The sequence below is a fragment of the Rhodococcus sp. ACS1 genome (genome assembly GCF_002300155.1).
GTDB classification, from domain to species: domain Bacteria; phylum Actinomycetota; class Actinomycetes; order Mycobacteriales; family Mycobacteriaceae; genus Rhodococcus_F; species Rhodococcus_F koreensis.
Genome location: NZ_NSDZ01000001.1, coordinates 111,592 through 135,529 on the forward strand (window position 1 = coordinate 111,592; position 23,938 = coordinate 135,529).

Annotated in this window: 20 protein-coding genes and 1 pseudogene; 6 read left to right on the forward strand and 15 right to left on the reverse strand. The window is 64.1% G+C overall.

The genetic code is table 11. From position 1 onward, the window contains the following. Window positions 1-173: 173 nt before the first annotated feature. Window positions 174-347, forward strand: a complete 174-nt coding sequence (locus CJ179_RS51215; protein ID WP_179377477.1) for a hypothetical protein — start codon at window positions 174-176, stop codon at window positions 345-347. An 865-nt stretch (window positions 348-1,212) separates the two neighbouring features. Here the strand turns inward: CJ179_RS51215 and CJ179_RS00580 are convergent. The 5 genes from CJ179_RS00580 to CJ179_RS00600 form a co-directional block, all read right to left on the reverse strand. Beyond that, a complete protein-coding gene (locus tag CJ179_RS00580) occupies window positions 1,213-1,848 on the reverse strand; it encodes a TetR/AcrR family transcriptional regulator (RefSeq protein WP_095861012.1) in 636 nt (211 codons plus the stop codon). 153 nt (window positions 1,849-2,001) lie between these two features. Then, window positions 2,002-2,844, reverse strand: coding sequence for an enoyl-CoA hydratase-related protein (locus CJ179_RS00585; protein ID WP_095860368.1), 843 nt, complete (start codon window positions 2,842-2,844; stop codon window positions 2,002-2,004). A 34-nt stretch (window positions 2,845-2,878) separates the two neighbouring features. Next, window positions 2,879-4,396: a class I adenylate-forming enzyme family protein gene (locus CJ179_RS00590; protein ID WP_095860369.1), complete on the reverse strand. Its 1,518-nt coding sequence runs from the start codon at window positions 4,394-4,396 to the stop codon at window positions 2,879-2,881. Window positions 4,397-4,590: 194 nt separating this feature from the next. Then, complete coding sequence (locus CJ179_RS00595) at window positions 4,591-6,012, reverse strand: MFS transporter (RefSeq protein ID WP_095860370.1); 1,422 nt, start codon at window positions 6,010-6,012, stop codon at window positions 4,591-4,593. Between the two features lie 9 nt (window positions 6,013-6,021). Further along, entirely contained in the window at window positions 6,022-6,984 is a 963-nt protein-coding gene (locus CJ179_RS00600; RefSeq protein WP_095860371.1) for a PDR/VanB family oxidoreductase, read from the reverse strand. Window positions 6,985-7,094: 110 nt separating this feature from the next. On the opposite strand from CJ179_RS00600, the gene CJ179_RS00605 reads away from it, so the two are divergent. From CJ179_RS00605 to CJ179_RS00615, 3 genes are all read left to right on the forward strand, one after another. Next, entirely contained in the window at window positions 7,095-7,886 is a 792-nt protein-coding gene (locus CJ179_RS00605) for an SDR family NAD(P)-dependent oxidoreductase (RefSeq protein WP_095860372.1), read from the forward strand. A 25-nt stretch (window positions 7,887-7,911) separates the two neighbouring features. Beyond that, window positions 7,912-8,775 (forward strand): alpha/beta fold hydrolase, encoded by an 864-nt coding sequence (locus CJ179_RS00610; RefSeq protein ID WP_095860373.1) that lies wholly within the window; start codon window positions 7,912-7,914, stop codon window positions 8,773-8,775. A gap of 84 nt (window positions 8,776-8,859) precedes the next feature. Further along, entirely contained in the window at window positions 8,860-9,531 is a 672-nt protein-coding gene (locus CJ179_RS00615; protein ID WP_095861013.1) for a TetR family transcriptional regulator, read from the forward strand. A gap of 73 nt (window positions 9,532-9,604) precedes the next feature. Here CJ179_RS00615 and CJ179_RS00620 read toward each other — a convergent pair whose 3' ends face one another. Together CJ179_RS00620 and CJ179_RS00625 are read right to left on the reverse strand one after the other, a co-directional pair. Continuing rightward, a complete protein-coding gene (locus CJ179_RS00620) occupies window positions 9,605-11,101 on the reverse strand; it encodes an aldehyde dehydrogenase (protein ID WP_095860374.1) in 1,497 nt (498 codons plus the stop codon). A gap of 292 nt (window positions 11,102-11,393) precedes the next feature. Then, window positions 11,394-12,379 (reverse strand): annotated as a pseudogene (locus CJ179_RS00625) (GNAT family N-acetyltransferase). Window positions 12,380-12,583: 204 nt separating this feature from the next. Here CJ179_RS00625 and CJ179_RS00630 point away from each other — a divergent pair. Together CJ179_RS00630 and CJ179_RS00635 are read left to right on the forward strand one after the other, a co-directional pair. Further along, window positions 12,584-13,753: an aromatic ring-hydroxylating dioxygenase subunit alpha gene (locus tag CJ179_RS00630; protein WP_095860375.1), complete on the forward strand. Its 1,170-nt coding sequence runs from the start codon at window positions 12,584-12,586 to the stop codon at window positions 13,751-13,753. A gap of 53 nt (window positions 13,754-13,806) precedes the next feature. Continuing rightward, window positions 13,807-14,958: an acyl-CoA dehydrogenase family protein gene (locus CJ179_RS00635; RefSeq protein ID WP_095860376.1), complete on the forward strand. Its 1,152-nt coding sequence runs from the start codon at window positions 13,807-13,809 to the stop codon at window positions 14,956-14,958. A gap of 59 nt (window positions 14,959-15,017) precedes the next feature. Here the strand turns inward: CJ179_RS00635 and CJ179_RS00640 are convergent, their stop codons facing one another. From CJ179_RS00640 to CJ179_RS00675, 8 genes are all read right to left on the reverse strand, one after another. Next, window positions 15,018-16,247, reverse strand: a complete 1,230-nt coding sequence (locus CJ179_RS00640; protein WP_095860377.1) for a cytochrome P450 — start codon at window positions 16,245-16,247, stop codon at window positions 15,018-15,020. A 98-nt stretch (window positions 16,248-16,345) separates the two neighbouring features. Next, window positions 16,346-17,569 (reverse strand): cytochrome P450, encoded by a 1,224-nt coding sequence (locus tag CJ179_RS00645; RefSeq protein WP_095860378.1) that lies wholly within the window; start codon window positions 17,567-17,569, stop codon window positions 16,346-16,348. A 40-nt stretch (window positions 17,570-17,609) separates the two neighbouring features. Beyond that, window positions 17,610-17,843: a ferredoxin gene (locus tag CJ179_RS00650; RefSeq protein WP_095860379.1), complete on the reverse strand. Its 234-nt coding sequence runs from the start codon at window positions 17,841-17,843 to the stop codon at window positions 17,610-17,612. A 5-nt stretch (window positions 17,844-17,848) separates the two neighbouring features. Continuing rightward, window positions 17,849-18,730, reverse strand: coding sequence for an SDR family NAD(P)-dependent oxidoreductase (locus CJ179_RS00655; protein ID WP_095860380.1), 882 nt, complete (start codon window positions 18,728-18,730; stop codon window positions 17,849-17,851). A gap of 145 nt (window positions 18,731-18,875) precedes the next feature. Continuing rightward, window positions 18,876-19,028: a DUF1059 domain-containing protein gene (locus tag CJ179_RS00660; RefSeq protein WP_095860381.1), complete on the reverse strand. Its 153-nt coding sequence runs from the start codon at window positions 19,026-19,028 to the stop codon at window positions 18,876-18,878. 194 nt (window positions 19,029-19,222) lie between these two features. Further along, window positions 19,223-21,040, reverse strand: a complete 1,818-nt coding sequence (locus CJ179_RS00665; protein WP_095860382.1) for an amidohydrolase family protein — start codon at window positions 21,038-21,040, stop codon at window positions 19,223-19,225. A 34-nt stretch (window positions 21,041-21,074) separates the two neighbouring features. Next, a complete protein-coding gene (locus CJ179_RS00670; RefSeq protein WP_095860383.1) occupies window positions 21,075-22,424 on the reverse strand; it encodes an MFS transporter in 1,350 nt (449 codons plus the stop codon). A 303-nt stretch (window positions 22,425-22,727) separates the two neighbouring features. Then, complete coding sequence (locus CJ179_RS00675; RefSeq protein ID WP_095860384.1) at window positions 22,728-23,918, reverse strand: SRPBCC family protein; 1,191 nt, start codon at window positions 23,916-23,918, stop codon at window positions 22,728-22,730. Between the last annotated feature and the right edge of the window lie 20 nt (window positions 23,919-23,938).

Below are 23,938 nucleotides of genomic sequence, written 5' to 3' on the forward strand. Positions count from 1 at the left end.
TTCGTTCTCCGCGAGCTCGACGAGATAGTTGCCGAGATGGACCGCGCGGCGCTGCGCGCACGCCTGGCACAGGTGCACGCGACTGGGCGGACCACGAGCCGCTCACGGCCCGGAGACCCCAGCGAACCTCCCCCGCCTCCCGGCGCCACGCCCTGCCCGGCTAGGGTCCGGCCATGGGAGGCGAGTGGATCCAGATCGACAGCGACTGCGTGACGTGCGGCAACGCGGCGTTCCGGCGCTACATCTACGCCAGCCTCGGCGGCGTGCTCCTCAAGACCGACCTGTACGAATGCGCCACCCCGGGTTGTCCCGGGCCCGTTGCGATCTACGAACCGATCGACGGCTGACCGCACAGAGACCCACCGGCCGAACCGTGACGCGCCGCGGGTGGGGTCTCACTGCCGGCAGGCACCCACAGCCGCGGCAGGCGAAGCCCCGCCCAACTTTTCGGGGGAAGACGGCAGCTCCTGCACCGACCACAACGCTGAGGGTCGGGATCGGTGCGCGGCCAGAATATCGGCGGACTGCTGTCGCCACCAGAGATCTGTTCACATTTCACGCATCGACTACGTCACACCCACACCCCTTCACCGCGAGTAGGTAGGAGACATTCTGTCGTCAACCGCCGCTTGCGGAGTCGCCTGCATTCAGATCGCGGCGACCCCCACTAGGCACGACTCGTACTCCTCGAACACCCCGCCAGCCGAACACCTCGCCAGCTCATCCGCCCGGTCGAGGATCTCCGGGGCAGTCGCAGTGCGCAATCGCCTGCCTCACAACGTGTGCCGACGGTCCGACGGCGGACGCCAGGCCTCCGCCGGTGCGATTCGACTTAAATAGTCCTGACCCGCGATCCGAATCGGTTCGTGCGGAGAGAAGGGCTACATCGACAATCGACCCTGATCAACGGCGTTGGGAACAGGTAGCGCAGGCGCGCACATCTTCCTGGGCTCGGCGTCTCGGAGATTTCCTGTCCTGGTACGACGGTAGCCACCGGAGACCCGAGTGCGTAACGGGTTGACCAACTCCACCGAGCAAACGTGTGTAGTGAGGTCAAGATCGGTCGCCGCCGACAGGAACAGCCGACGATCTACCGACCCGGCGGTGGCCACCACGCTCACGCGGACATGTCGTGGGCTCAGATCGCCGCGCAGCTCGGCACCCCACTCCAGCCGCCGCTACCTCGGATTTCCCTATCCCGCGGCGGCTCCCCTATTTACGTAACCGCAGCTTGTTGGCGGCTTTCTCCGTCACGATTCCGGGCAACAGGAAGTTGGTCAGCATCCGCCGGTTCTCCGGATCCCCCTCCGAGCTGAAGTCCATCCGCCCGACCAAGATGAGCTGAACCAGCGCGATCCACTGGCAGATCTCTTTGTCGCTCAACCCCGCGCGGATCTCATCTCGCGCGCGGGCCTCCGTGAGCAGCGGCTCCCACATCTCCTGCGTCAGACTGGCCGCGAGTCCGGTGCTTCCCACCAGTGCGGTAGCCAGGTCCATGTGCTCAGGGCTCACTATCAAGCGGATGATCGGGTCGTGGCGACCCCGATCGACCAGGAAAACCAAGCCGTCGACGATCTGTTCCGCAAACGTCTCACGCGAACGCAGAAAGGCCCGTGCCTTGTCGAACAAGCGGCGCGACCGTACCTCGATCAGTGCTGTGATCAGCGTGTCGCGGTCGCCGAAGTACCGGTAGACGGTAGGCCGCGAGACGCCGGCTTCCTTCGCGATGTCGTCCATCGTCGTCTTCGAGAGCCCGTATCGCTGGAACATCGATTCGGCAGCTTTCAAGATTTGACCGCGCGCCACCTCAGTGTCATCACTGAGGACGTTCCCCCGTCGTCGCGCCATGTCGTAACTCCCGAAACTCTCGTCCCTGCCGATCAAGTACGGGAAATGATACAAGGACTGATATTTGTCAACGACAGGACGCTGAAATGGCCAACCCCGATGCCGCTCTATCGGCAGACATCGGGGTCTGAAATCGTCAAGAAGCGACTGGAACTACTCGAACAGCACCGGCAATCCCTCCGAGATCCGGTTCGGGAACTTGGGGTCACGCTTCTCGAGGAATGCGTCGACGCCTTCGCGCACATCGTCGGATGTCCCCCGAACGTAGATGCCGATCGACTCGGCGCGGTGCGCGACCTCCGGGCCCGAGGCACCGAGCATCCGCCACATCAGCTGCCGGGTCAGCGCCGCCGACACCGGCGACGTGCCGGACACGAGTTCCCGAGCAACTTCGAGGGCCCGATCGAGCACCTGATCAGCGGGTACGAGCTCACGAACGAGGCCGCGTTCGAGAGCTTCCGTAGCCGACACCATCTTGCCGCCGACCGTCCACTCCACGGCGGTCGAGATCCCGACGGCGCGCGGGAGAAACCATGTCGAACATGCCTCGGGCACCAACCCGCGGCGAGTGAACACGAATCCGAACTTCGCTGTCTCCGACGCAATGCGGATATCGGCCGGGAGCGTCATGGTGACGCCGACACCGGCTGCCGGCCCGTTGATCGCTGCGATCACCGGCTTCAGGGAGCGGTAGATCCGCAGCGTAACCTGTCCGCCCGTATCGGCCGGAGCTCCGCCTGTCACCGGGTCGTCGCCGAGGACGAACGTATCGCCACCACCAGCGAGATCGGCACCCGCACAGAACGCGCGCCCCGTTCCGGTGAGGACAACCGCGCGCACGTCGTCGTCGTCGTCGGTCTCGTCGAAGATTTCGATGAGGCGATAACACATCTCGTTGGTGAACGCATTGAGCCGATCGGGGCGGTTAAATCGCACGACGGCGATCTCCCCGTTCCGCTCGAGGATCACTGGGTTGCTGGGATCGGTCTCGGGCACGGTGGCTCCTTCTCAGGTCTCCACGATGGGCGGATCAGCGGACCTTGTCGAATCGTTCGGACACGTCCCGATACTCGAAGCGGATCGCCGTCTTCGACAGCTTGCCACTGGGGAGCCGCGGCAGCGGCTCGTCCCGGATCACGACGTAGCGCGGGACCTTGTAGTCGGCCACCAGCCGGTCGCAGTGCTCGACGATTGCCGCCGCGTCGACTCCGTCCTTCACGGTGACGATTGCCGCGGGCGTCTCACCGAAACGCTCGTCGGACGCCGCGATGACGGCGACTTCCTCGACGCCCGGGATCTCGCTGATGACACGCTCGATCTCGACGGGAGAGATGTTGATGCCACCGGTGATGATGAGGTCCTTGAGCCGGTCGACGAACTTGACGCGTCCGTCCTCGTCTAGGGTGCCGAGATCGCCGCTGTACAGCCACCCGTCCCGCAACGCGGAAGCCGTGGACTCGGCGTCGTTCCAGTAGCCAGGGGTCACGCCGGGTCCACGCAACAGGATTTCGCCTTCTTCACCAGGAGCTGCATCGGTGCCGTCTTCGCGGATCACCTTCACCTCCGAAAAAATCGAGCCGGATCCGCACGTGTCCGGATGGTCGAACGATTCGGCGACGAGCGTCGCAGTTGCGACACCGCCGGCTTCGGTCATCCCGTAGATCTGGCGCAGCGCCACTCCCTTGTCGGCCCAGCGCTGCAGCAGTGCCGGAGCAACTGCCGCGCCACCGACGATCGCTGTGCGCAGAGACGACAGGTCGGCATTCTCGAACTCCCGCGACCGCGAGATCGCTTCGAAGATCAGCGGTACACCGAAGAGCGCCTGGACGTTGTGTTCGCCGAGGATCTTGGCCGCGCGTCCCGGATCGAGCTCCTTCTCGATGATCAGGGTGCCGCCGAGCACCGTTGTCATGACCAGGCCCCACACGAGGCCGGGGGTGAACACGAGCGGCAGCACCAACAGCGACGTGGAGCCGGGGCGGAAGCCTTCCTCGGTGAGAGTGGCTTCGAAGACGATGTTGAGCAATGTCCGATTGGTGCAGATGACGCCCTTCGACAATCCCGTGGAACCGCTGGTGAACAGCAAGGCCGTCGGATCTTCGGGGGCGATGTCGATCCGGAAGTCGTCGCGGCCGCCCTCACGCAGCGGCACCACGTCGGTGAACATGAGGGTGTCGAAGGTATCGCCCAGCCCGCGCGCTTCTTCGACGGTCGCAGCGAATTCTTCGGGCGCGATGACCATCGTCACGCCGGCGTCGTCTGCGACCTTACGCAGTTCGGCCGGCTTGAATCGAGGATTGAGCGGGACGAGCACCGCGCCCGCCTTGAGCACGCCCAGGGCCACCACGGGCCACGTCAGTGAGTTCGGACCGAGTACGCCGACCCGGTCCCCGGGTTCGATGCCCCGCTCGACGATGGTGCGCGCAATACGCCCGGACCAGTCCTGGAGTTCACGATAGGTGAGGGCCTCGCCCGCGACGATGATCGCGTTCTGTTCTCCCTTGGTCCTCGCCCACCAATAGAGGGCAGAGCCGACAGTGGCAGCCATGTGTTCCCGACCTTTCGTGAGTCGCACTCGCGCGACGTCTAACAACTGGTAGCGCAATGCGCCCGACACGAAGAATGTTCGAAACAGGTTCGCCAGCAGGAATTTTTCAGCAGGGAATCCACGGGAAAGAAACACCCTTGCGCCGTGTGAAGCACACAGTATCGGTTCAGCTGTGATACGTCAATCAATATTTGTCATTTGCAAAGTCGTGCGGCTGCGGCCACCAGACCGGCCGCAGAGACAGCCACTCCTCCGACAACGAACGCAGCGACGAACGCGCGCTCGGCCGGGATGGTGGTACCCGCGACCGCGAAGGTCGCGAGCAGGACCGCAACCAGCGCACTGGCCAGGGAACTGCCAAACGTTCGTGCGATCGCATTGATGCCGTTCGCGACACCGGTATCGGCCACCGGCACGTGCTCCACGAGCATCGACGGCAGCGCACCGTAAGCAACGCTGACGAAGACGTTGAGGACCACAACCGCCGCGATCAGTTGCCACGCGTGCTCGTGTGCCGCCACCAACATCGCGAACCCGCACACACCGATGGCGCACGCCACCATCAGCACCCGGTCAGCGCGGAACCGCCGAACAACGAGTCCACTCACTGCTGCCGCCGCCATGCCCACTACCTGCCCGGGCAGCAGATAAACCAGACTCGTCTCGAGTACCGACGCACCGAATCCGTACCCCGCTTCCTCGCGGGGGACCTGCACGAACATCGCGATGGCCAGGAACTGCACGAACATCGCGACACCTACCAGGAACGCGGCGAGGTGCGCCGGAGCCACCGACCGGGCCGTCAGCAGCGCAGGTGCCACCAACGGCGTGGCGAACCTCCGTTCGTGCCAGTACCAGAGGGCGAGCACCAGCACACCGGTGGCGGCGCAGCCGATCGTCCGCACGGAGACCCAGCCCCACGTTCCACCCTGCGCAAGCGCTAGAAGCAGCACGGAGAGGCCGAACGCGAGCCCGATCGCGCCCCAGAAGTCGAATCCGGATCCGGTACCGGAGCCGGGTGTGCCGGGAACCACGAGCCACGCAACGAGAACAGCGATGAGGGCGAGCGCCACCATCATCCAGAACACGCGGCGATAGTCGTCACCTTCGCTGTACAACAGTCCAGCGGCGATCATTCCCGCACCGCCGCCGACGCTCATCATCCCCGACATGATGCCGAGTGCCGCCTCGAGCCGATACGGTCCGAGCGCAGTGCGCAGGATCGCGACGCCGATGGGAAACAGCGCGAACGACGCGCCTTGCAGTGCTCGGCCTGCGACGAGTGCCGGTAACGAGTCCCACGCGACACAGAGAAGTGAACCCGCGAGTACGACGACCAGGATTCCGAGCAGCACCCTCCGTGGCCCGCACAGATCTGCCATCCGCCCGAGCAATGGTGTGCAGACCGTTGCGGCAAGGAGATTCGCCGTCACGACCCAGCCGGCAGCGTCAGCACTCGCCCCCAGTTGCGTCGCGATGTCGGGCATCAACGGCACCACTGCGGTCTGCATGATCGAGGTGATCATCACGACGAAGCAGAGCGCAGGAATCAGCACACGCGGCGCGACGGAGTTGCGCCCTCCCGCTGTCGGAGTGGCGAGGCGTTGGGTCACCATAGGCCGGATCTACAGATCCAGCGTGAGTTTGGTTGTGCAGCTGCGGGATACGCAGATCATCATGCAGTCGTTCTTCGACTGTTCGTCCTCGGTCAGGATTGAATCGCGATGGTCTGGAACACCTTCGACCACAGCAGTTTCGCACGTACCGCAGGTTCCCTCGCGGCACGAGAACGGCGCATCGACGCCGGAGCGGAGCACCGCGTCGAGCAGTGTTTCGTTCGTGCCGACGGTGATCGTCTTGCCGGATTGCCGGAGTTCGACCTCGAATGCCCCGTCGACGGCATCGGCCGGCCGCTGCTTCGCGGCGAACCGTTCGACGTGCAAGGTAACGCCGGAGCGGTGACGACACTCGTTCTCGATGGCCTGCAGAAGCGGCTCCGGGCCACAGCAATACACGCCGGTGCCGTCGCCGACGGCGTCGAGCGCTGCCGCCAGGTCGAGGATGCCGCATTCGTCCTGAGGTCGAAGGTCGACCCGATCGGGATGCCGGGCGACGAGGTCATCCGCGAAGGCCATGCTCGCGCGTGTGCGCCCGCCGTACAACAACCGCCAGTCGGCACCGGCCGCGTCGGCGGCACGCAGCATCGGCAGCAGCGGCGTGATGCCGATGCCGCCCGCGACGAAGAGATAGGACCGCACAGGTTCGAGGCTGAAGTTGTTGCGGGGACCGGCGATGCTGACGAGGTCGCCGACTTGCAGCGAGTCGTGAACCCACCGCGATCCACCGCGTCCCCTCTCCTCGCGGAGGACCGCGACGGTCAGACAGGTGTCGTCGGCCGGGTCGCCGCAGAGCGAGTACTGCCGGACCGTCGACTCGTCGATGATGACGTCGATATGCGAGCCGGGGTCCCAGGCGGGGACACGCCCTCCGTCGGGATCAGCAAGCCGCACCGCCACGACGCCGTCGGCAACCGCATCCTTGCCGATCACCTGCATCTTGCTCTGCTCCACATCGGTGTTTCCGGCCATCAGTGTTCTCACTCCCCTGGGCTTCACCTACAATCAAATCTTATGTAATTAGGTTTAGGAGATGCAAGCCCACCGACGACATCACGACACGTAACACCAGGAGAAGCCAGATGACCTCGACAGATACCGTAGGCACCACCACCTCGATCCTCGACCTCTTCAGGCTCGACGGGTCCGTCGCCGTCGTGACGGGTGCCGGCAGCGGCTTGGGTGCCGGATTCGCACGTGCCCTCGCGGAGGCCGGAGCGGACGTGGTGATCGCCGCGCGCCGACGCGAGCGGCTCGAAGCCGTCGCCCCGACCGTCGTGGCCACCGGCCGCCGCTGCCTCATCGTCCCCACCGATGTCACCGACCCCGAGCAGTGCGACGCCCTCGCCCGCGCCGCGATCGCCGAGTTCGGCCAACTCGACATTCTGATCAACAACGCCGGCGTCACCCACTCCGCACCCGCGACGCGCGAACGACCCGAGGACTTTCGTGCCGTGATGGACGTGAACCTGCTCGGCAGCTATTGGGCAGCGCAGGCATGTGGACGCGTGATGAAGCCAGGCTCGAGCATCGTCAACGTCGCCAGCATGCTCGGCCTGGTCAAGTCGGCCCTCCCCCAAGCCGCCTACACGGCGAGCAAGGCCGGTCTCATCGGCCTCACCCGTGACCTGTCCCATCAGTGGTCACAACGAAAAGGGATCCGCGTCAACGCGATCGCCCCCGGTTTCGTCGAAACCGATCTGATCTCCGAGATGTCGTCGGATACGCTCGGGGAGTTCCTGCGCGGTTGCTCGCTCGGGCGGACCGCTACCCAGCGCGAGATCGATGCCGCCGTCGTGTTTCTCGCCAGCCGTGCTTCCGGCTACATCACCGGGTCGACCCTCGCTGTCGACGGTGGCACTTCCGGACACTGACCTCCAGCCGAAGGGCATAAGCAACATGACCATCATCAGCAACGTGACCAGACTTCGCGGAGACGGCGTTTCGCTCGTCGCCGACGTGTGGGAACCCGCGTCCGAGCGGAAAGGCACCGTCCTGCTGCTGCACGGCGGTGGACAGACGAGGCACTCGTGGCAGCGCACAGGAATCCGGCTCGGCGAGCAGGGCTGGCGCGCATACACGATCGACGCGCGGGGGCACGGCGACAGCGACTGGGCCGATGACGGTGACTACAGCCACGACGCACACGCCCGGGACCTTCGCGCGGTCGTCGATGAACTCGGTGAGCCACCGGTGCTCGTCGGTGCGTCGATGGGCGGGATGGCCTCACTTGTCGCGCAGGGTGACAACCCGGGACTCGCCCGAGCGTTGGTGCTGGTGGACATCACACCGAAGGCCGAGCCGGAGGGCCTGGACAAGATCACGGGATTCATGCGCGCGGGACTGTCGGGCTTCGACAGCCTGCACGACGCGCTCGCCGCGGTGATCGCGTACAACCCGAACCGTCGCCGGCCACCACGGGTAGAGGGATTGCGTAAGAACCTGCGCGAACGTGACGGTCGCTGGTACTGGCACTGGGATCCGCGGTTGCTGTCGGCGCGCACGAACCTGCCGGATGCTGCGGCCGAGCGCGAGGCCCGCGCCCGTGCCGCGGCGCGGGCCGTCACGGTCCCGACCCTGCTCATTCGCGGCGCCCAGTCGGATGTGGTCAGCGCCGAAGGTGCGCGCGAACTCCTGGACCTGATCCCCGGGGCACGGCACATCGATGTGGGCGGTGCGGGGCACATGGTGGGTGGCGACGACAATGACGTGTTGAGTCGGGGCCTGGTGGAGTTCCTCGACGAGGCCGTCCTCACCGCGTGACCACCGGACCGACCGGAACAGATACCATTTCTGTAAACCGCCGGGCAGACCCGTCCGGCGGTCCGAACTAGCCGAAAGCGAATGATGGCCCGACCGTCGAAGCCTCTCATCAGTCGCGCGTCCGCGGTGGCCGCGTCCATCGAGATCATCGACTCCGAGGGACTCGATGCGTTCAGCCTGCCGCGGCTGGCGAAACATCTCGGGGTTCAGGCGCCCTCCCTGTACCACCACTTCGCCGACAAGTCGGAGATCCTCCAAGCTGTAGCGCGGCAGATCGCCGGCGCCGGTGCCCTGCCGCGCCGCAAACCCGGTCCGGACTGGCCCGAATTCTTCGTGACGCTGAGCATGAACCTTCGCCGGTCGATCCTCAAGCACCGCAACGCCGCACCGATCCTGCTCCAGTATCTGCCGCGCGATCTGCTGATCGGCACCTACGAGGACACCGCCCGATTTCTCGAGGAGTCCGGCGTACCGGCACGCCTGCACGTCCAGATTCTCGACGGTATGGAGCGCCTGACGCTGGGTGCGGTGCTCACCGAAGCAATGCGCAAGCCGAGTACGAAGACCACAATCTTCCCGAACGTCGACCCGGATTCGCAGCCGCTGCTGGCGAGGGCTCTCACCGAGAACGAGATGACCTCCCGGCAGTTGTTCGAGGAGATGATCCGCAGCTTCCTGTACGGCGTGGTGCGCAACGAGCAGATCACGGTCGCGAAAGCACGGCACATCGGCGAGCTGAGCGTGTCGACCAACTGAGCCGAGCGGTCCCTCGACGCGGGCGGTGCCCCACGGATCGGATTCGTGGGGCACCGCCGCCTGATCGTCGCCCCTATTGGGCGGGGGCAGGCAGGTGGACGGTCTTGGTTTCGAAGAATTCCTCGAGCCCCTCGATCCCGCCTTCACGCCCGACACCCGACTGCTTGTAGCCACCGAACGGCAGGGTGAAGTCCATCGTCGCCGTATTGACACTGATGGTGCCGGTGCGGATGCGCCGCGCAATCTCGAACCCGTGGTCGAGATCCTCCGTGTACACCGCGCCCGACAGGCCGTACACCGAGTTGTTGGCAATCGTGACGGCGTCGTCCTCGTCTTCGTAGGTGATCACCGAGATGACCGGGCCGAAGACCTCTTCCTGTGCGACCCGGGAGTCGGGGTGCACCCGGTCGAGCAGAGTCGGTGCCACGAAAAAGCCCTGATCGAGGCCGTCGGGACGGCCGCCGCCGAGCACGACCTTCGCGCCGTCTTCCTTCGCGATGTCGATGTAGCCGAGCACACGGTCCTGCTGACGCTTCGATGCGAGCGGACCGAGGAAGTTGGTCGGCTCCCACGGGTTGCCCATCGGCAGCGACCCGTATGCGGCCTTCAACGCCTCGAGCACCTCGTCGTGACGCTTGCGCGAGACGAGGACACGAGTCAAGGCGATACATGCCTGACCCGACTGCATGCAGCCGCCCATGGGAAGGGTCTGCAGCACGTGGTTGATGTCGGCATCGTCGAGGATGATCGCGGCGGACTTGCCGCCGAGTTCGAGCGACACGCGTGCGATGCGCTCGCCCGCCAGCGACATGATGCGCCGGCCCGCGGCGGTGCTGCCGGTGAACGTGATGTGGTCGACGTCGGGGTTGGTCACGAGGGTCTCGGACACCTCGCGGTCGGCGCACAGCACGCTCACAACACCCTCGGGGATGCGGCCTTCCGCAACGAGTTCGGCGATGATGTCGGCGAACACCGACGGTGAGATCGGTGCCTCGGGCGCGGTTTTGAGCACCACGGAGCAGCCGGCGGCCAGTGCCGGCGCGAGCTTGAACGCGATCGTGCCGATCGGCCCGTTCCACGGGATGATCGCGGCGACCACGCCGGTCGGCTCCTTGACGATGCGCGAGACGCCGCCGTCGGCGCGGGATCTTTCCTCGCTGATCTCGAACTCGCGGGCTACCGCGGCGACTGCACGGAACAGCCCGCCGACCAACTCCTGGGTCGGCCGGCTGACACTCACCGGGACACCGACCTCGATGACTCCGATCGGGGTGAGTTCCTCCACGCGTTGTTCGAGACGGTCGGCGATGGCGTCGAGAACTTCGGCACGCTCGGTCATGGTGCGCGACGCCCACTCCCCCTTGTCGAACGACTCACGTGCTGCGACAACCGCTTTGGTGACGTCTTCAGCGGTTGCGGTACGGACCCGCGCGACCGTCTTCTCACTGAACGAGTCGACGAGGTCGATCCATTCGTCGCCGGTCGAGTCGACCCAGCGGCCGCCGATGAAGACTTGTTCGCGGTCGGCTATTGCGGGGGGAGCGCCTGCTGCGGTCTCGGTGGTCGTCATGTTCGAAACTCCTTCGCTCAGCGGATGTTGTAGTCGGTGTCGACCGGGAGGATGACTCCCGGTGACGTAGTGGGCCTCGTGGGAGTCGAGCAAAGAGAAGCCGACTTCGCCTTCGAGGAGCCATATGATGAGGATCCCTCTCCGAGTGGATACTTCGGACGTCAGCCGGGCAGCCGGGCGACGCACGAATGGCGATTCGCCAGCGGCTGTGAGCTACAGCACAGACCGTAGTCGCCTATAACCATTAGGTCAACGACGAACAAGAATTGTTGTTCGCCACAACCGAGCGTCCTCAGAAGCTGGGCGCCTCGGCCCACTCGCCGACCTGGTAGCACGAGTGCTCATCTTCCTGCTCGAACGACATCAGCCGGCACATACGCACCGCAGCCGCATCGTCCGGATCGATGCGCATCAGTGCGAGCTGCGCGCCGGCGTCGCGCAAGCCTTCGAGCGCCGCCGCGAGAAGCGCCGTACCCAGGCCCGCGCCCCTCCCCCCTCCGTGAGCACGAGGCCCCGAACCGAGCCCGCGCGCAGGTCGAGATGCGGGGACAGCGCCGGGTCGAACCAGACGAACCCCGCGCACGCTTCCGAGGAATCGGTGGCGACCAGGACATCGCCGGAACCGAGGCGGATCTCGTCGGACAGACGCTCACGCTGCGCAGGGACGAGGGATGCGGCCCCCAGCACCGCGTCGATCGATCGCAACGCCGCCGGATCGCCGAGTGGACGCGGATCGCCGACGGTCAACCCCTCTGGCACCGCGACAGGGTCCAGGGGAACCGCGAACGGGCCCGACAAATGACGGAACAGCGTCCACAACCTGCTAACCGGGGCGATCCCGAACCGTTGCGTGAGACGGTCGGATGCGGGATGCGTGCCATACGCCCAGCAGCGCAGGGCCACCGCGCCGGTACCCTTCCAGCCACCGTCCACGGTTGGGTCCAGACCGAGTTCCTCGACGAGCACGGTGGCAACACCGCGCGACCGATAGTCCGGATGGACGACGAACTGCACCGTGCCCAAGTCGTCGCGGTCCACCTGCAGGTGCAGGTAGGCCACCGTCACCAGGGGCGCATCCTCGCGCGCGCTCAGGTCCCTGCGCGCCTTGATCGGCAGGTGAGAGATCCGAACGCCGTCGCGGCTTGTCGACGTCACGTCCTTCGGATGTATCCGGGAGAACCCCGCCTCCTGGTCGTACTCGGCGGCCGCCGCAACAAGGGACAGCACCTCGTCCCGATCGTCGGAATCCAACTTCGAACACCACTGGTACGTGATCATACTGTCGCTCCTCATCTGCCGGTTCACTGCCCTAAATCTAATGCCAATCGGTATTCGTCACAATGGCCGCGGGCCGACGGTCGGGCATCCCGAGGCTTTACACTTAAAACTACTTGAGTTAGATTTAGGCCTATCGATCCGAACCGCAGCCGGAGAGGTGGCCACCGCGAAGGCGACCCTCCGCATCACTCTGGAGGGCACCCCATGACCGAGGTCGGAATTCCTCGCGAGGAACGCATTCGCCGCGCGCTCGATCACCTGCGCAACGACACCACCGACGAGTTCGAGCACATCACGTGGTTCGAACCCATCGAGTTCACCGATCCGGAGATCGCCAAGAAGGAACGGGACCGAGTCTTCGGCCGGGTTCCGTCGATCATCGCCCACGGCTCGGAGATCCCCCGAGCCGGCGATTTCGTCACCCTCCAACTGCCCCGGAACAATGTCATCGTCGTCCGGCAGCGCGATGGCAGCGTCAAAACCCTCGTGAACCAGTGCCGTCATCGCGGCGCCATGGTCGAGAAGGAGGAGAAAGGCCGTTGTCGCCTCTTCTCCTGCCCGTACCACCGCTGGTCGTACGACACCGACGGCACGCTGCGCACCATCACCCGCGACAACACCTTCGGTGATGCCGACCGCTCCGAGCGCAATCTCGTTCAACTACCCACCGAGGAGCGACACGGCTTCATCTGGGTGATCGACGACACCGACGCCACCATCGACGTCGCCGACTGGCTCGGTCCCGACATGGACTCGATCATGGAGTCGTACGGACTCGACAAGATGGTGACCGCTCGGACCCAGGTTTTCGATGAGCCCGTCAACTGGAAGCTGATGCAGGATGCGTTCCTCGACGGCTACCACATTCAGTACGCGCACCCGAACACCGCGGCCAAGCACATCCACACCAACGTCATGGCCTTCGAAGACTTCGGAAGCCACTGCCGTTTCCTGAGTCTCCGCAAATCGATCGACCGGTGGATCGAGGAGGATCCCGGTGACCGTAGCCTCGCCGAGCACGTCACGGAGAGCCACTTCGTCGGCCCCAACAGCACCCTGCTCAAACAGCCCGACCATTTCCAGCTGCTCACCTTCCGGCCCGACCGCACCGATCCGCAGCGTTGCCACATGGAGATTCGCCTGATCACCCCGACGGTCGAGAACAGCGGGCTCACCGATGAACGCTGGAACCGGACCTGGGACAAGAACGTCGAAATCCTGATCGCCGTCCTCCACAACGAGGACTTCCCGATCCTGCGCGACTCCCAGAATGCAATGGCGAGCGCGAACGCAGGCAACATGCTCCTGGGGCGCAACGAGGTTGCCAACCAGGTCTTCCGCCGCGAAATCCAGAATCTCGTCGGCGACAACTGACCCGAACACCACGGCGGGGCGCTTACTATCGCGCCCCGCATCAGGAGGCTTACGTGGAGAGCGATCTCTTCGAACACGACCACGAGCTGTTCCGCGACTCCGTCCGGAGCTTCGTCGACAAGCACGTCGTACCGAATCTCGAGAAATGGGACACCGACCGACTCATCGACCGCGACACCTGGCTCGCCGCCGGCAAACAGGGCCTACTCGGCCTGACCGTCCCGGAACAGTACGGCGGTCCGCATGAACTCGACTACCGGTTCCGCGTCGTGATCCAATCCGAGATCGCACGGGTCGGCGCATCGGCCCTGCAGTCTGGATTCTCGACCAACGACGACATCGTCCTCAACTATCTGCTCCGCCACGCCAACGATCAACAGAAGCAGCGCTGGTTACCGGGATTCGTCACGGGTGCGACGATCGGCGCGATCGCGATGAGCGAGCCCGCCGCCGGCAGTGATCTGCGGGGCATCACCACCACCGCGGTACCCGACGGTGATCACTGGATCCTCAACGGTTCCAAAACCTTCATCACCAGTGGCATCCTCGCCGACCTCGTCATCGTGTTCGCCGTGACCGACCCCGACGCCGGATCACGGGGGTTCAGTCTCTTCGTCGTCGAAGAGGGCATGCCCGGCTTCTCCCGGGGCCGCAAGCTCGACAAGGTCGGGTTGCACGCCCAGGACACCGCCGAATTGTTCTTCGAGAATGTGCGTGTTCCGAACGGGAACGTCCTCGGAGAGCTCGGCCAGGGCTTCGGATACCTGATGCAGAGCCTGCCGCTCGAACGGCTCGGCATCGGTATCGCCGCGCAGGTGTCGGCCGAAGCCGTGATGGGTTGGACTCTCGACTACGTCAAGGAACGCACCGCGTTCGGCAAGCGCATCGGAGAGTTCCAGGGTCTGGGCTTCACTCTCGCGGAACTGCAGACGGCCGTCGAGGTCTCGCGCACCTATATCGATCGGTGCGTGCGCGAGTACAACAACGGCACACTCACCGCAGTCGACGCGTCCAAGGCGAAGCTGTCGGCCACCGAACTGCAGGGCCGTGTCATCGACGCCGGCGTCCAGTTCCACGGCGGCTACGGGTACATGATGGAGTATCCGGTCGCGAAGGCATTCATCGACGCCCGGATCCAGCGTATCTACGGCGGCACCAACGAGATCATGAAGGAAATCATTCATCGTGATCTGCTGAAGGCCTGACCAACTCGGACAACGAGGAAGGGGACCTGATCGAATCGGGTCCCCTTCCTGGGGTCACGTCAGGATTCCGCAGTGAAGACGAGCGGCAGTCGAACGCAGCCACGTACCGACGTGCCGTGCATCAGCGGTGGATCACTCTCGACGATCGCGTAATCGGGAATCCTCCTGTGGATTTCCTCCATAGCCAGCGTCAGTTCGAGGCGGGCGAGGTGCGATCCGATGCATCGGTGCGGTCCAGCCCCGAACGACAGATGCCGGTTGGGGCCACGATCGATCACGAATGCGTCCGGGTCCTCGAACTCGGCATCGTCTCGGTTTGCCGCACAGAGCAGTAGCAGCAGTTGGTCGCCGGCCTTGACGTTCACACCGGCGATCTCGACATCGCGGGTGGCCCGGCGCCCCATGCTGACTGCGGCTTCGATACGAAGGATCTCCTCCACGGCTTCCGGCACCATGCCGCTGTCGTCGATGAGCGCTTGCCGTTGGACCGGATTGTTCGTGAGGTGGACCATGGCCCATGCAAGCGAGCCTTGCACCGTATGCAGTCCCGCAATGAGCAGCAGGAAGAACATGCGGCGCAGTTCCTCATCCGTGAGGTGTCGCTCGGCGCCATCCATCTGGATCGGCGTGTGGACGATCTGCGCCGTAACGCTTTCGGCGTCCTCCTGCCCGGAACGCACGCGATCGACGAACGCCCCGAAATACTCGAACACATTCGTCGCCGCTTCTGCCCGAGCGCGGGCGGACTCCTCCTCGTCGGCTCCTGGAATGCCTTGGAGTGCTGTGTCAGTCCACTCCGTGAACCGCTCGGCATCGTCGAGCGGCCACCCCATCAGCGTCAGAAATACCCGCGTCGGCAGCGCATGCGCGAACTCGGCGACGAATTCGCACCGGCCGGAGGCTGCGAAGCCGTCGATCAGTTCGTTGATGATCTCGCGGATCTTCGGCTCGAGCTCCTTCATTCGCCCGGGGCTGAACAGCGGCTGGAGTGCCTGGCGGTAGGCCGTATGCTCGGGCGGATCGATCTCGACCGGGATGAACTTGCCCTGGCCGGCGTCGACCAGGTTGTTCGGATAACTGGAGAACGTCTCAGCGTCGCGCAGAATTCGGAAAATGTCCTGGTAGCGGGTGACGATCCAGTGCCCACCGTAGTGCGGGGAGTAGACGATCGGGCTGCGGGCGCGGAGTTCGGCTGCCTTCTCCTGGAAGACATCGATTGGAGCGGCGAGGGCAGGGTCGTAGACATCGAAGTCGACGACCAGGTCAGCAGATACGTCGGAAGAAATCACCGTAGAACACCCTTCGAATGCCGTACGGCGCGTCGGTCATCCACGAGGTTCGTGGGGGGATCGACGCGCCGCCGGGGTGACATGGATTGGTCCGACGCTCAGGACGTCGGTGTGAACCTGATCGGGAGCCGCAGGCATCCACGGACCTGCGAGGCGTGCAGGACCGGCGGGTCGGATTCGACCAGTTCGTAATCGGGGATGCGACGGTGCAGTTCCTCGAGCGCGATCGACAGCTCCAGACGTGCAAGGTGCGAACCCAGGCATCGGTGCGGCCCCGCACCGAACGACAGGTGACGATTGGGAGTCCGCTCGAGATCCAGCATGTCGGGATTGTCGAACTCGTCGGCGTCGCGGTTGGCCGAGCACAGCGTGACGATGAGCTGGTCGCCCTCCTTGATCTGCACTCCCCCGAGTTCGACGTCGCGTGTAGCGCGCCGGCCCATGATGACCGCGGCTTCGATCCGCAGGATTTCCTCCACGGCACTGGGAATCAGCCCGTCGTCGGCAATGAGCGCCGCGCGCTGGTCGGGGCGGTTGACCAAATGGATGATCGCCCACGCCAACGAGCCCTGCACGGTATGCAAACCCGCGATGAGCAGGAGGAAGAACATCCGGCTGAGTTCTTCGTCCGTGAGCAGGCGCTTGCCGTCTGCGAGTTCGATCTCGGTGTGAATGAGAGTCGACGTGACGTCGTCGCCCGGGTTGGTGCGGCGTTGGTCGACTATCTTCTGGAAGTACGCGAACATCTGTTGCGCGGCCTCGACGCGCGCCTGTGCGGACTCTTCTTCACTCGCACCGGGCTTACCCATCAGTGCGATGTCGGTGGCCTCGGTAAGCTTGGGCGCGTCCTCGATCGGCCAGTCCATCAAGGCCAGGAATACGCGCGTCGGCAGCTCGTGCGCGAAAGCGGTGATGAATTCCGCCTCACCCTGACTTGCGAAGTCGTCGATGAGTTCGTTGACGGCTCCGCGGATCTGCTCGGTGAGCGCCTTCATCCGATGGGGTGAGAAGAGCGGTTGCAGCGCCACCCGGTAGGCGGTGTGCTCCGGCGGATCCAGTTCGAGCGGCAGGAATTTGCCGTCGCCTGCATTGACGAGGTTGTTCGGATAGCTTGAAAAGGTCTCCGGGTTGCGGAGCACCTCGTGGACTTCCTTGTACCGGGTGACGATCCAATGACCGCCGTGCGCGGTCGAATACACGACAGGCCCCTTGGCCGCCAGCTCGGCGACCTTTTTCTGAACGGTGTCGACCGGATAGGCAAGGGCGGGGTCGTAGATGTCGAAGTCGACGACGGGAGTCGATTGGTCTTCGGTAATGGTCATGCTGTCCGCCTCGTTTGCAGGGGCTGCTTTATCGAAGGACTCAGGGCGATTCGAGAGTCAATGCCCGTTCGGGGCACATCGCGGCGGCCTCTTCGGCCGCCGCGATGTGCTCGGTGCGCTCGAGCACCTCCTCGACGATCACCGGATACCCGGAATCGTCGCAGTCGACGACCTCTGGGGAACGGCTGTAACACAGGCCGTGTCCCGCGCACGCCGACCGATCCACGACGAGTCGGCGCGTTCGGTGCTGGGTTTCCGTGTCGTGGGTGGTCATGAGCGTCAGTCTTCGCCGGTGACCATCGGAGGAGGATTGTTCCCGTCCTCCGGGAACATCATCGCCACACGAGACAACGTCCCACCATCGGTCGTCGGAAGCGTGACACCCGAAATGTACGCCGACTCATCCGATACCAGGAACAATGCAGCACGCGCATTGTCCTGCAGCGACGGCGGACGATTGAGCTTCAGAGGAATCGGCGACACCGAAGCATCCCACGGACCCGCTACCTCCTCATACGACTGACCCACCACCGGCGAACCAGCAGGCGCCAGGAAGTTCGGCGACATCCCGTGCGTCGGGGCGATCGCATTCACCCGGATCCCGTACTTGCCGAGATCCAAACTCAACCCCCGGACCATGCCGTTCACGCCGGCTTTCGTCGCGGAGTACGCCGCGATGCTGTGGTATGCCGCGAACGATGCGGCCGACGACGTCGCCAGGATGACACCGCCGCCGTTCTCCCGCAGCGCCGGTACCGACGCCTTCGCGGTGTAGAACACACCCGACAGGTTCACACCGATCACGTCCTGCCAATCGGCATCCGTCAGATCCTGGAATTCGACGTGCTCGCCACCGGCGACGGACGGCACGCCACCGCGGGAGACGATGCCGGCGTTGGCCCACGCGATATCGAGCTTGCCGAACGCCGCCACCGTCGCCGCAACGGCATCGATGACCTGCTGCTCGACCCGGACATCCGCGGTGACTGCGATTGCCGAACCGCCCTGCTTCTCGACCAGTTCGACCGTGCCCTTCGCACGCTCCGGATCGATATCGACCACCGCAACCTTCGCGCCCTCCGACGCGAACAACTGTGATGCCTCGCGCCCCAGCCCGGACCCCGCACCGGTGATCAGCGCAACTTTACCTTCGAGTCTCATGAATGCTCCTCGGCTCGAACATGTGACAAATGGATGGAAGATGTTGGACGACAGCGACTCCCTTGCGGTTCCTACTGTCGTGTGATCAAGGTTACATACATGATACGTGATACGTCAATCATATTTTGTAAATTGCCAGGCGGAGCTAGTACGCGATGAACAGGATCTCGTCGCGCGAGTACTCCATCCCCGGATGCGACGCGCGCAAGTGCTCCCGAGCCTTCGCCACCAGGTCGTCCTCGTCGCTACCGGCGATCGCCGCACCGCAGGGGCAGTTCAGCCTCGTCTTCGTTCTCATATCGGTCGACCCTTCCTACCCTTTCCGAGCTCGACACGAGGGTCGGAAAGGAATCCGATTCGTACGAGCCGACATGGAGACATCGAATTACACACAACCCCAGTCGATTTCGACATCGCGCACATCGACCGCGCAATTCGACAGCCACACCCGAATGTGTCCGGTGTCACAGCACATTATCTACTATGACTAGGTTATGCAACAGTCGACGGTGCGAGTGTGCCCGTCACCGCCTTCCGATAGAGCCGTCCGGGCCGGGCGCCCGTGTCCCGGTCGTCCCGTCTGGTCACGACTCCGGCGACGACGGTCGCCGCGTAACCGCGAGCTTCCTGAATGAATCGCTCGGCGCCCGAGGGCAGGTCCGCGACGAGTCGCGGGAGCGTCAACGACAGCTTCTCGACGTCGATGACGTTCAGATCCGCACGCTTACCCACGGCCAACGAGCCGCGGTCGTCGAATCCGTACAGTTCGGCCGGGTCTTTCGTGAGTCTCCGGACGAGGCTCTCGATCGCGAACCGCGGTCCGCGACGACGGCGATGCCCCCAATGCGACAGCAGGAACGTCGGGAAGCTTGCGTCGCAGATGAAGGCAACGTGCGCACCCCCGTCCCCCAGCCCCATCACGTACTGGGGATCGCTGAGAAACTCGCCGATCCGGTTCAGATTGCCGTGGACGAATCCGGTGGCGAACCAGATCAGAATCGCACGCCCCTCGTCGGCGATCAGCAAGTCGTAGAGAACGTCGAGTGGGTCCCGGCCTTCGGCCTCGCCGCGCCCGGCCATCGATCTGCTCGGGTCGGGTTCGTAGTCGAGATCGGCAAGGCTGTAGATGTTCGCGAGATTGCGCTGAAACGTCAGGTGAGTGTGTTTGCGTGGGTCGCCGGAATCGACAGGAAGATCCTCTTCAGCCAATATCCGCGCCTTCACCGACGGTTGCGCCATCCTGCGCCTCCGCTCGGCCAACGGTAGATCCGCGACCTCCACGTAGCTGGGACGCCCGACGAACGGGTGGTAGGTCGCCAGGGAGATCAGCCCGCCGATTGCCCGGGGCGCAATCTGCGGGTGGATGCGTTCGCCGGATCTCCCCGCGTCCGCGATGATTGCGCGGGCCTTCGTGAACTCCTCCGCGCCGAGCGTCAGATTCTCGGCGAAGGTGAATGTTATGGGTTGACCGGTTTCCCGATACAGTCGTCGCATCATCTCGATCTCCGACGACAGGGTGGTGGCGTCGCGCGTACCCAGCCCGGCACGGTATTGCTCGCCGGGCTGTCCCTCTACGCCTCCCGCAACTCCGGAGGGCACCAATTGGAACACACCGCCGCCCGCATCACGCATTGCACGAGCCATTGCGAGTAATTCCTCCTCCGGGGCCCTTGTGCCCGGAAGCGTTTCACCACCCGACCCGCGATGAGCCGCCACTCGCGAGGTCCCGACACCCACCGCGCCTGCGCTGATGCCTTCGCCCACAATGCGAGCGATCTCGGCTACCTCGTCGTCGGTCGCCGGTTCATCCTTGTCCGCACGGTTTCCCAGCACGTACGCCCGGACCGCACTGTGGGGCACCTGCGTGGCAACGTCCACGGCGAACTCACGTTCGGCGAGGATGTCCAGGTACTCCGGGAAGGTCTCCCATCCCCAGGTGATGCCGTCGTGGAGAGCCGAGCCGGGAATGTCCTCCACGCCTTCGGTCAGAGCCACGAGCCAATCCTCGGTTCCCTCGCGAACCGGCGCGAACCCGATTCCACAGTTTCCGGTAATCACCGTTGTCACGCCGTGGCCCGAGGACGGCAGCAGTTCGGTGTCCCACGTGAGCTGACCGTCGTAGTGGGTGTGGACGTCGATGAACCCCGGGATCACCAGTTTCCCTGTGGCATCGATGACTTCACGAGCATCACCGTCGATCGTCGGCTCGATCGCGACGATCTTGCCATCGGTGATCGCCACATCACCAACGACGGCGGGTTCGCCGCTTCCATCGGCAATTCTTCCGTTCGCGATCAGAAGATCGAACATCACGTGCTCCAGAAGTCGTAGGAACGATCGGTGCTCACGCGGGTTCGGCAGCCTTTTCGACGGCGACGGGCGTCTCGCGTTCGGCTCGCTTCTTGCGAGGAACCAGTGCCACCAGCACCGCGGCGGCCACTCCGGCGAACGCGAAGGCGTAGTAGGCCCAGTTCGCGCCAAGGGCAGAACTCATGATCAGACCGGTCAGAATGGGGCCACACACCCCGCCCAACCGGCCGAGACCCACAGCCAGGCCGAGCGCCGTACCACGTGCCGCAGCCGGGTAGAAGACCCCGACGAATCCGTAGACACCTGTCGTGGACGACGCGCAGAAACCGATCAGCAGAACCAATCCGAATACGAGCGCCTGCGCCGGCTGCAGAGTCAGTGCGGACACCGCGAGCGCACCACCGACGAAGCTCACCGAAATCACCCGGCGCGATCCCAGCCGATCCGCCAGACCCGTGATGACCACCATGCCGAACCCGCTGCCGAGGTTGAAGGCGAGCAGGAACGTCAGAGCGGACCCGAGATCGTAACCTGACGCCCTCAGCATCTGCGGGATCCAGGTATTCATGCCGTACGAGACGAGGAGACCGAAGAAAGTGATGAGTGGGAACATGATCGTCGCAATCCTGTATCCAGGCGCGAACAGGAGCTTTAGTCCCGACTTCGTCTCGGTATCTGTGCTCCTCGTCTGATCGAGGGCCATGCCCGACTCGGCGCCGGCATCGATCGAGTATCGCTGCGCCAGCGCACGGGCCTCCGCGTGCCGCCCCTTGCTCGTGAGGAATGCGATCGATTCGGGCAGGTGCCGGTACGCAATGACGAACAGGACGATGCCCAGGAGGCCACCCGCAGCAAACATCGACTTCCAGCCGAACGCGGGAATCATGAAGATGGCAGCAATGGAAACCAAGACTCCTCCGATGGGGAACCCGGTCTGGATGACGCCGTTGTAGAACTGCCGCCGATCGACCTTGACGTATTCCTGGGTGAGCGCAATGAGGGTGGGGAGAGCTCCACCGAAACCGAGCCCGGCAAGCAACCGGAAGAGGCCGAAAGCCTCCAGGTTCGGCGCCATGGCACACAATCCGGTGAAGAGGCTGAAGCTCACGATGCAGGCGAGTACGACAGGTCGCCGACCGATGCGATCGGTGATGTAGCCGGCCAGCATCGCACCGGCCATCATGCCGAATAGTGACAGGCTTCCGATCAGTCCTGCTGTTGCGGTGGTGATTCCCCACTGTTCGGTCTCCAACAACGTCGGGAGGACCGCGCCGAACATGATGAGATCGACACCATCGAGGATCGTGATGGCCAAGCAGGTAAGGACCACGGATCGAGCACCCGAAGTGGTCCTCTCGTTCCCCAGACTGGATTTATTCGACATGTTGGTTCCTTCAGGGTGTGAGTATCTGCGTTCGATGTGCCGGTGACGTGCGAGTGACGACGTGAACGTGCATCAACTGGGGGCAGAGCATTCGGATGCACATTCCTTGCGGTCCGTCGAGGTGCCGGCCCGGGACCTATACGTCACATCGCTTCAATCTAATGGGTATAGATACCTCGAGGCAAGCAGCTACAGAGGTTGAATTGTCTCAATATGCTGATATTGAGCATGATTCGGCCGAGACAGCAATCGGCGGCCGACAGAGTCGGCCGCCGACCACCAGAGTGCATCAGAAGCCGGTTCTCATCCCCATCTCCGTGGATCCGCGAACGCGCGGGCCATCCACTGATGAAAGTGCTGGTTGGCAATCTCGTTGCGCCCGAAATAGAGCGGCCCGATGTCCGTATTCGCGACAGCCTTCTGCAAGCCCTCGTTGACGACGAGATCCTCGTCCCGAAGCACGGCCATGAGAATGCTCCAGTTCTTGTCCCACCGCACCTTCTGCTCGTCGGTCACCGCAGGCTCCCGCGTGAGCAGACGCATCTGCATCCGAGTCTCGACGGCCGTGCCCGGAGCGGGTACGAAATTGAGCACCTCCAAATGGTCCGGTTGACGCAACACCGACATATTGGGCATCAGGAAATGCGCAACGGTGATGTGCCGATCGATCGACGCACCCTCGGGTGCCTCACCACGCACCGCGTCGATGCTCTTGCGAGCGGTCACCATTCGTCCGTGCCTGCCCATCGGCTCCCACGCCTGCGCGTTGTTGTAGAAGTACGGGGCCACAGTCCCGGCGTGGGTCGAGGTGATGTGGTAGCCGTCGAGGAAGGCGTCCATCAGGACCTTCCAATTGATGTCCACATCGAAGTTCTCGGTGACGTAGCAGGTGTACTTGTCCATCTCCATGGCGGCGAGGGAGTCGTCGAACTCCTGGCCGAGCCACTGCGCGATGTCGATCTTGCGACCACCCGCTGCCGAGTCGATGGCCCAGACGAAGCCGTGCCGTTCCTCGACCGGAATCTCCAGCAGGCTCATGCAGCTGCGATCGACCGTTCCGAACGTGGGTTCGTCCGCGATCGATCGCAGGCTGCCATCCGCCCCATAAGCCCAGCCGTGGTAGCGGCACGAGAAGATGCGCTTCGAGCCCTTCTCATCGGGAACGAGCCTGGCTCCTCGGTGCCGGCAGGTGTTGACGAAGCCACGAACTCCACCGTCCGCCTGCCGAACGAGAACAACCTCATTGTTGGGTAGCTGAACGGTCAGGAAGTCGTTCTTCCCGGGCAATTCGGTGCTGTGCGCCGCGATGATCGGAACATATCCGAACAGCTCTCTGCGCTCACGCGCCGCCAGTTCCGGGTCGGTGTAGACGCGCGGATCGATCTCGAGGATCTCCGGCGCCAGATCGGTGGTGCCGTTGTCGAGGTGATCGAACATCGTCCGCGCAAAGCCCGTTTTCGTCGCCTCGTCGTACGGCAGATCGGTATATACCATCGTGCACACTCTCCTTCGCG

What these genes read in the sequence shown, in the direction of transcription:
- CJ179_RS51215 (WP_179377477.1), top strand. Translation starts at nt 174, where the DNA reads ATGGGAGGCGAGTGGATCCAGATCGACAGCGACTGCGTGACGTGCGGC.
- CJ179_RS00580 (WP_095861012.1), bottom strand. Translation starts at nt 1,848, where the DNA reads ATGGCGCGACGACGGGGGAACGTCCTCAGTGATGACACTGAGGTGGCG.
- CJ179_RS00590 (WP_095860369.1), bottom strand. Translation starts at nt 4,396, where the DNA reads ATGGCTGCCACTGTCGGCTCTGCCCTCTATTGGTGGGCGAGGACCAAG.
- CJ179_RS00595 (WP_095860370.1), bottom strand. Translation starts at nt 6,012, where the DNA reads ATGGTGACCCAACGCCTCGCCACTCCGACAGCGGGAGGGCGCAACTCC.
- CJ179_RS00600 (WP_095860371.1), bottom strand. Translation starts at nt 6,984, where the DNA reads ATGGCCGGAAACACCGATGTGGAGCAGAGCAAGATGCAGGTGATCGGC.
- CJ179_RS00605 (WP_095860372.1), top strand. Translation starts at nt 7,095, where the DNA reads ATGACCTCGACAGATACCGTAGGCACCACCACCTCGATCCTCGACCTC.
- CJ179_RS00610 (WP_095860373.1), top strand. Translation starts at nt 7,912, where the DNA reads ATGACCATCATCAGCAACGTGACCAGACTTCGCGGAGACGGCGTTTCG.
- CJ179_RS00615 (WP_095861013.1), top strand. Translation starts at nt 8,860, where the DNA reads ATGGCCCGACCGTCGAAGCCTCTCATCAGTCGCGCGTCCGCGGTGGCC.
- CJ179_RS00620 (WP_095860374.1), bottom strand. Translation starts at nt 11,101, where the DNA reads ATGACGACCACCGAGACCGCAGCAGGCGCTCCCCCCGCAATAGCCGAC.
- CJ179_RS00630 (WP_095860375.1), top strand. Translation starts at nt 12,584, where the DNA reads ATGACCGAGGTCGGAATTCCTCGCGAGGAACGCATTCGCCGCGCGCTC.
- CJ179_RS00645 (WP_095860378.1), bottom strand. Translation starts at nt 17,569, where the DNA reads ATGACCATTACCGAAGACCAATCGACTCCCGTCGTCGACTTCGACATC.
- CJ179_RS00650 (WP_095860379.1), bottom strand. Translation starts at nt 17,843, where the DNA reads ATGACCACCCACGACACGGAAACCCAGCACCGAACGCGCCGACTCGTC.
- CJ179_RS00655 (WP_095860380.1), bottom strand. Translation starts at nt 18,730, where the DNA reads ATGAGACTCGAAGGTAAAGTTGCGCTGATCACCGGTGCGGGGTCCGGG.
- CJ179_RS00660 (WP_095860381.1), bottom strand. Translation starts at nt 19,028, where the DNA reads ATGAGAACGAAGACGAGGCTGAACTGCCCCTGCGGTGCGGCGATCGCC.
- CJ179_RS00665 (WP_095860382.1), bottom strand. Translation starts at nt 21,040, where the DNA reads ATGTTCGATCTTCTGATCGCGAACGGAAGAATTGCCGATGGAAGCGGC.
- CJ179_RS00670 (WP_095860383.1), bottom strand. Translation starts at nt 22,424, where the DNA reads ATGTCGAATAAATCCAGTCTGGGGAACGAGAGGACCACTTCGGGTGCT.
- CJ179_RS00675 (WP_095860384.1), bottom strand. Translation starts at nt 23,918, where the DNA reads ATGGTATATACCGATCTGCCGTACGACGAGGCGACGAAAACGGGCTTT.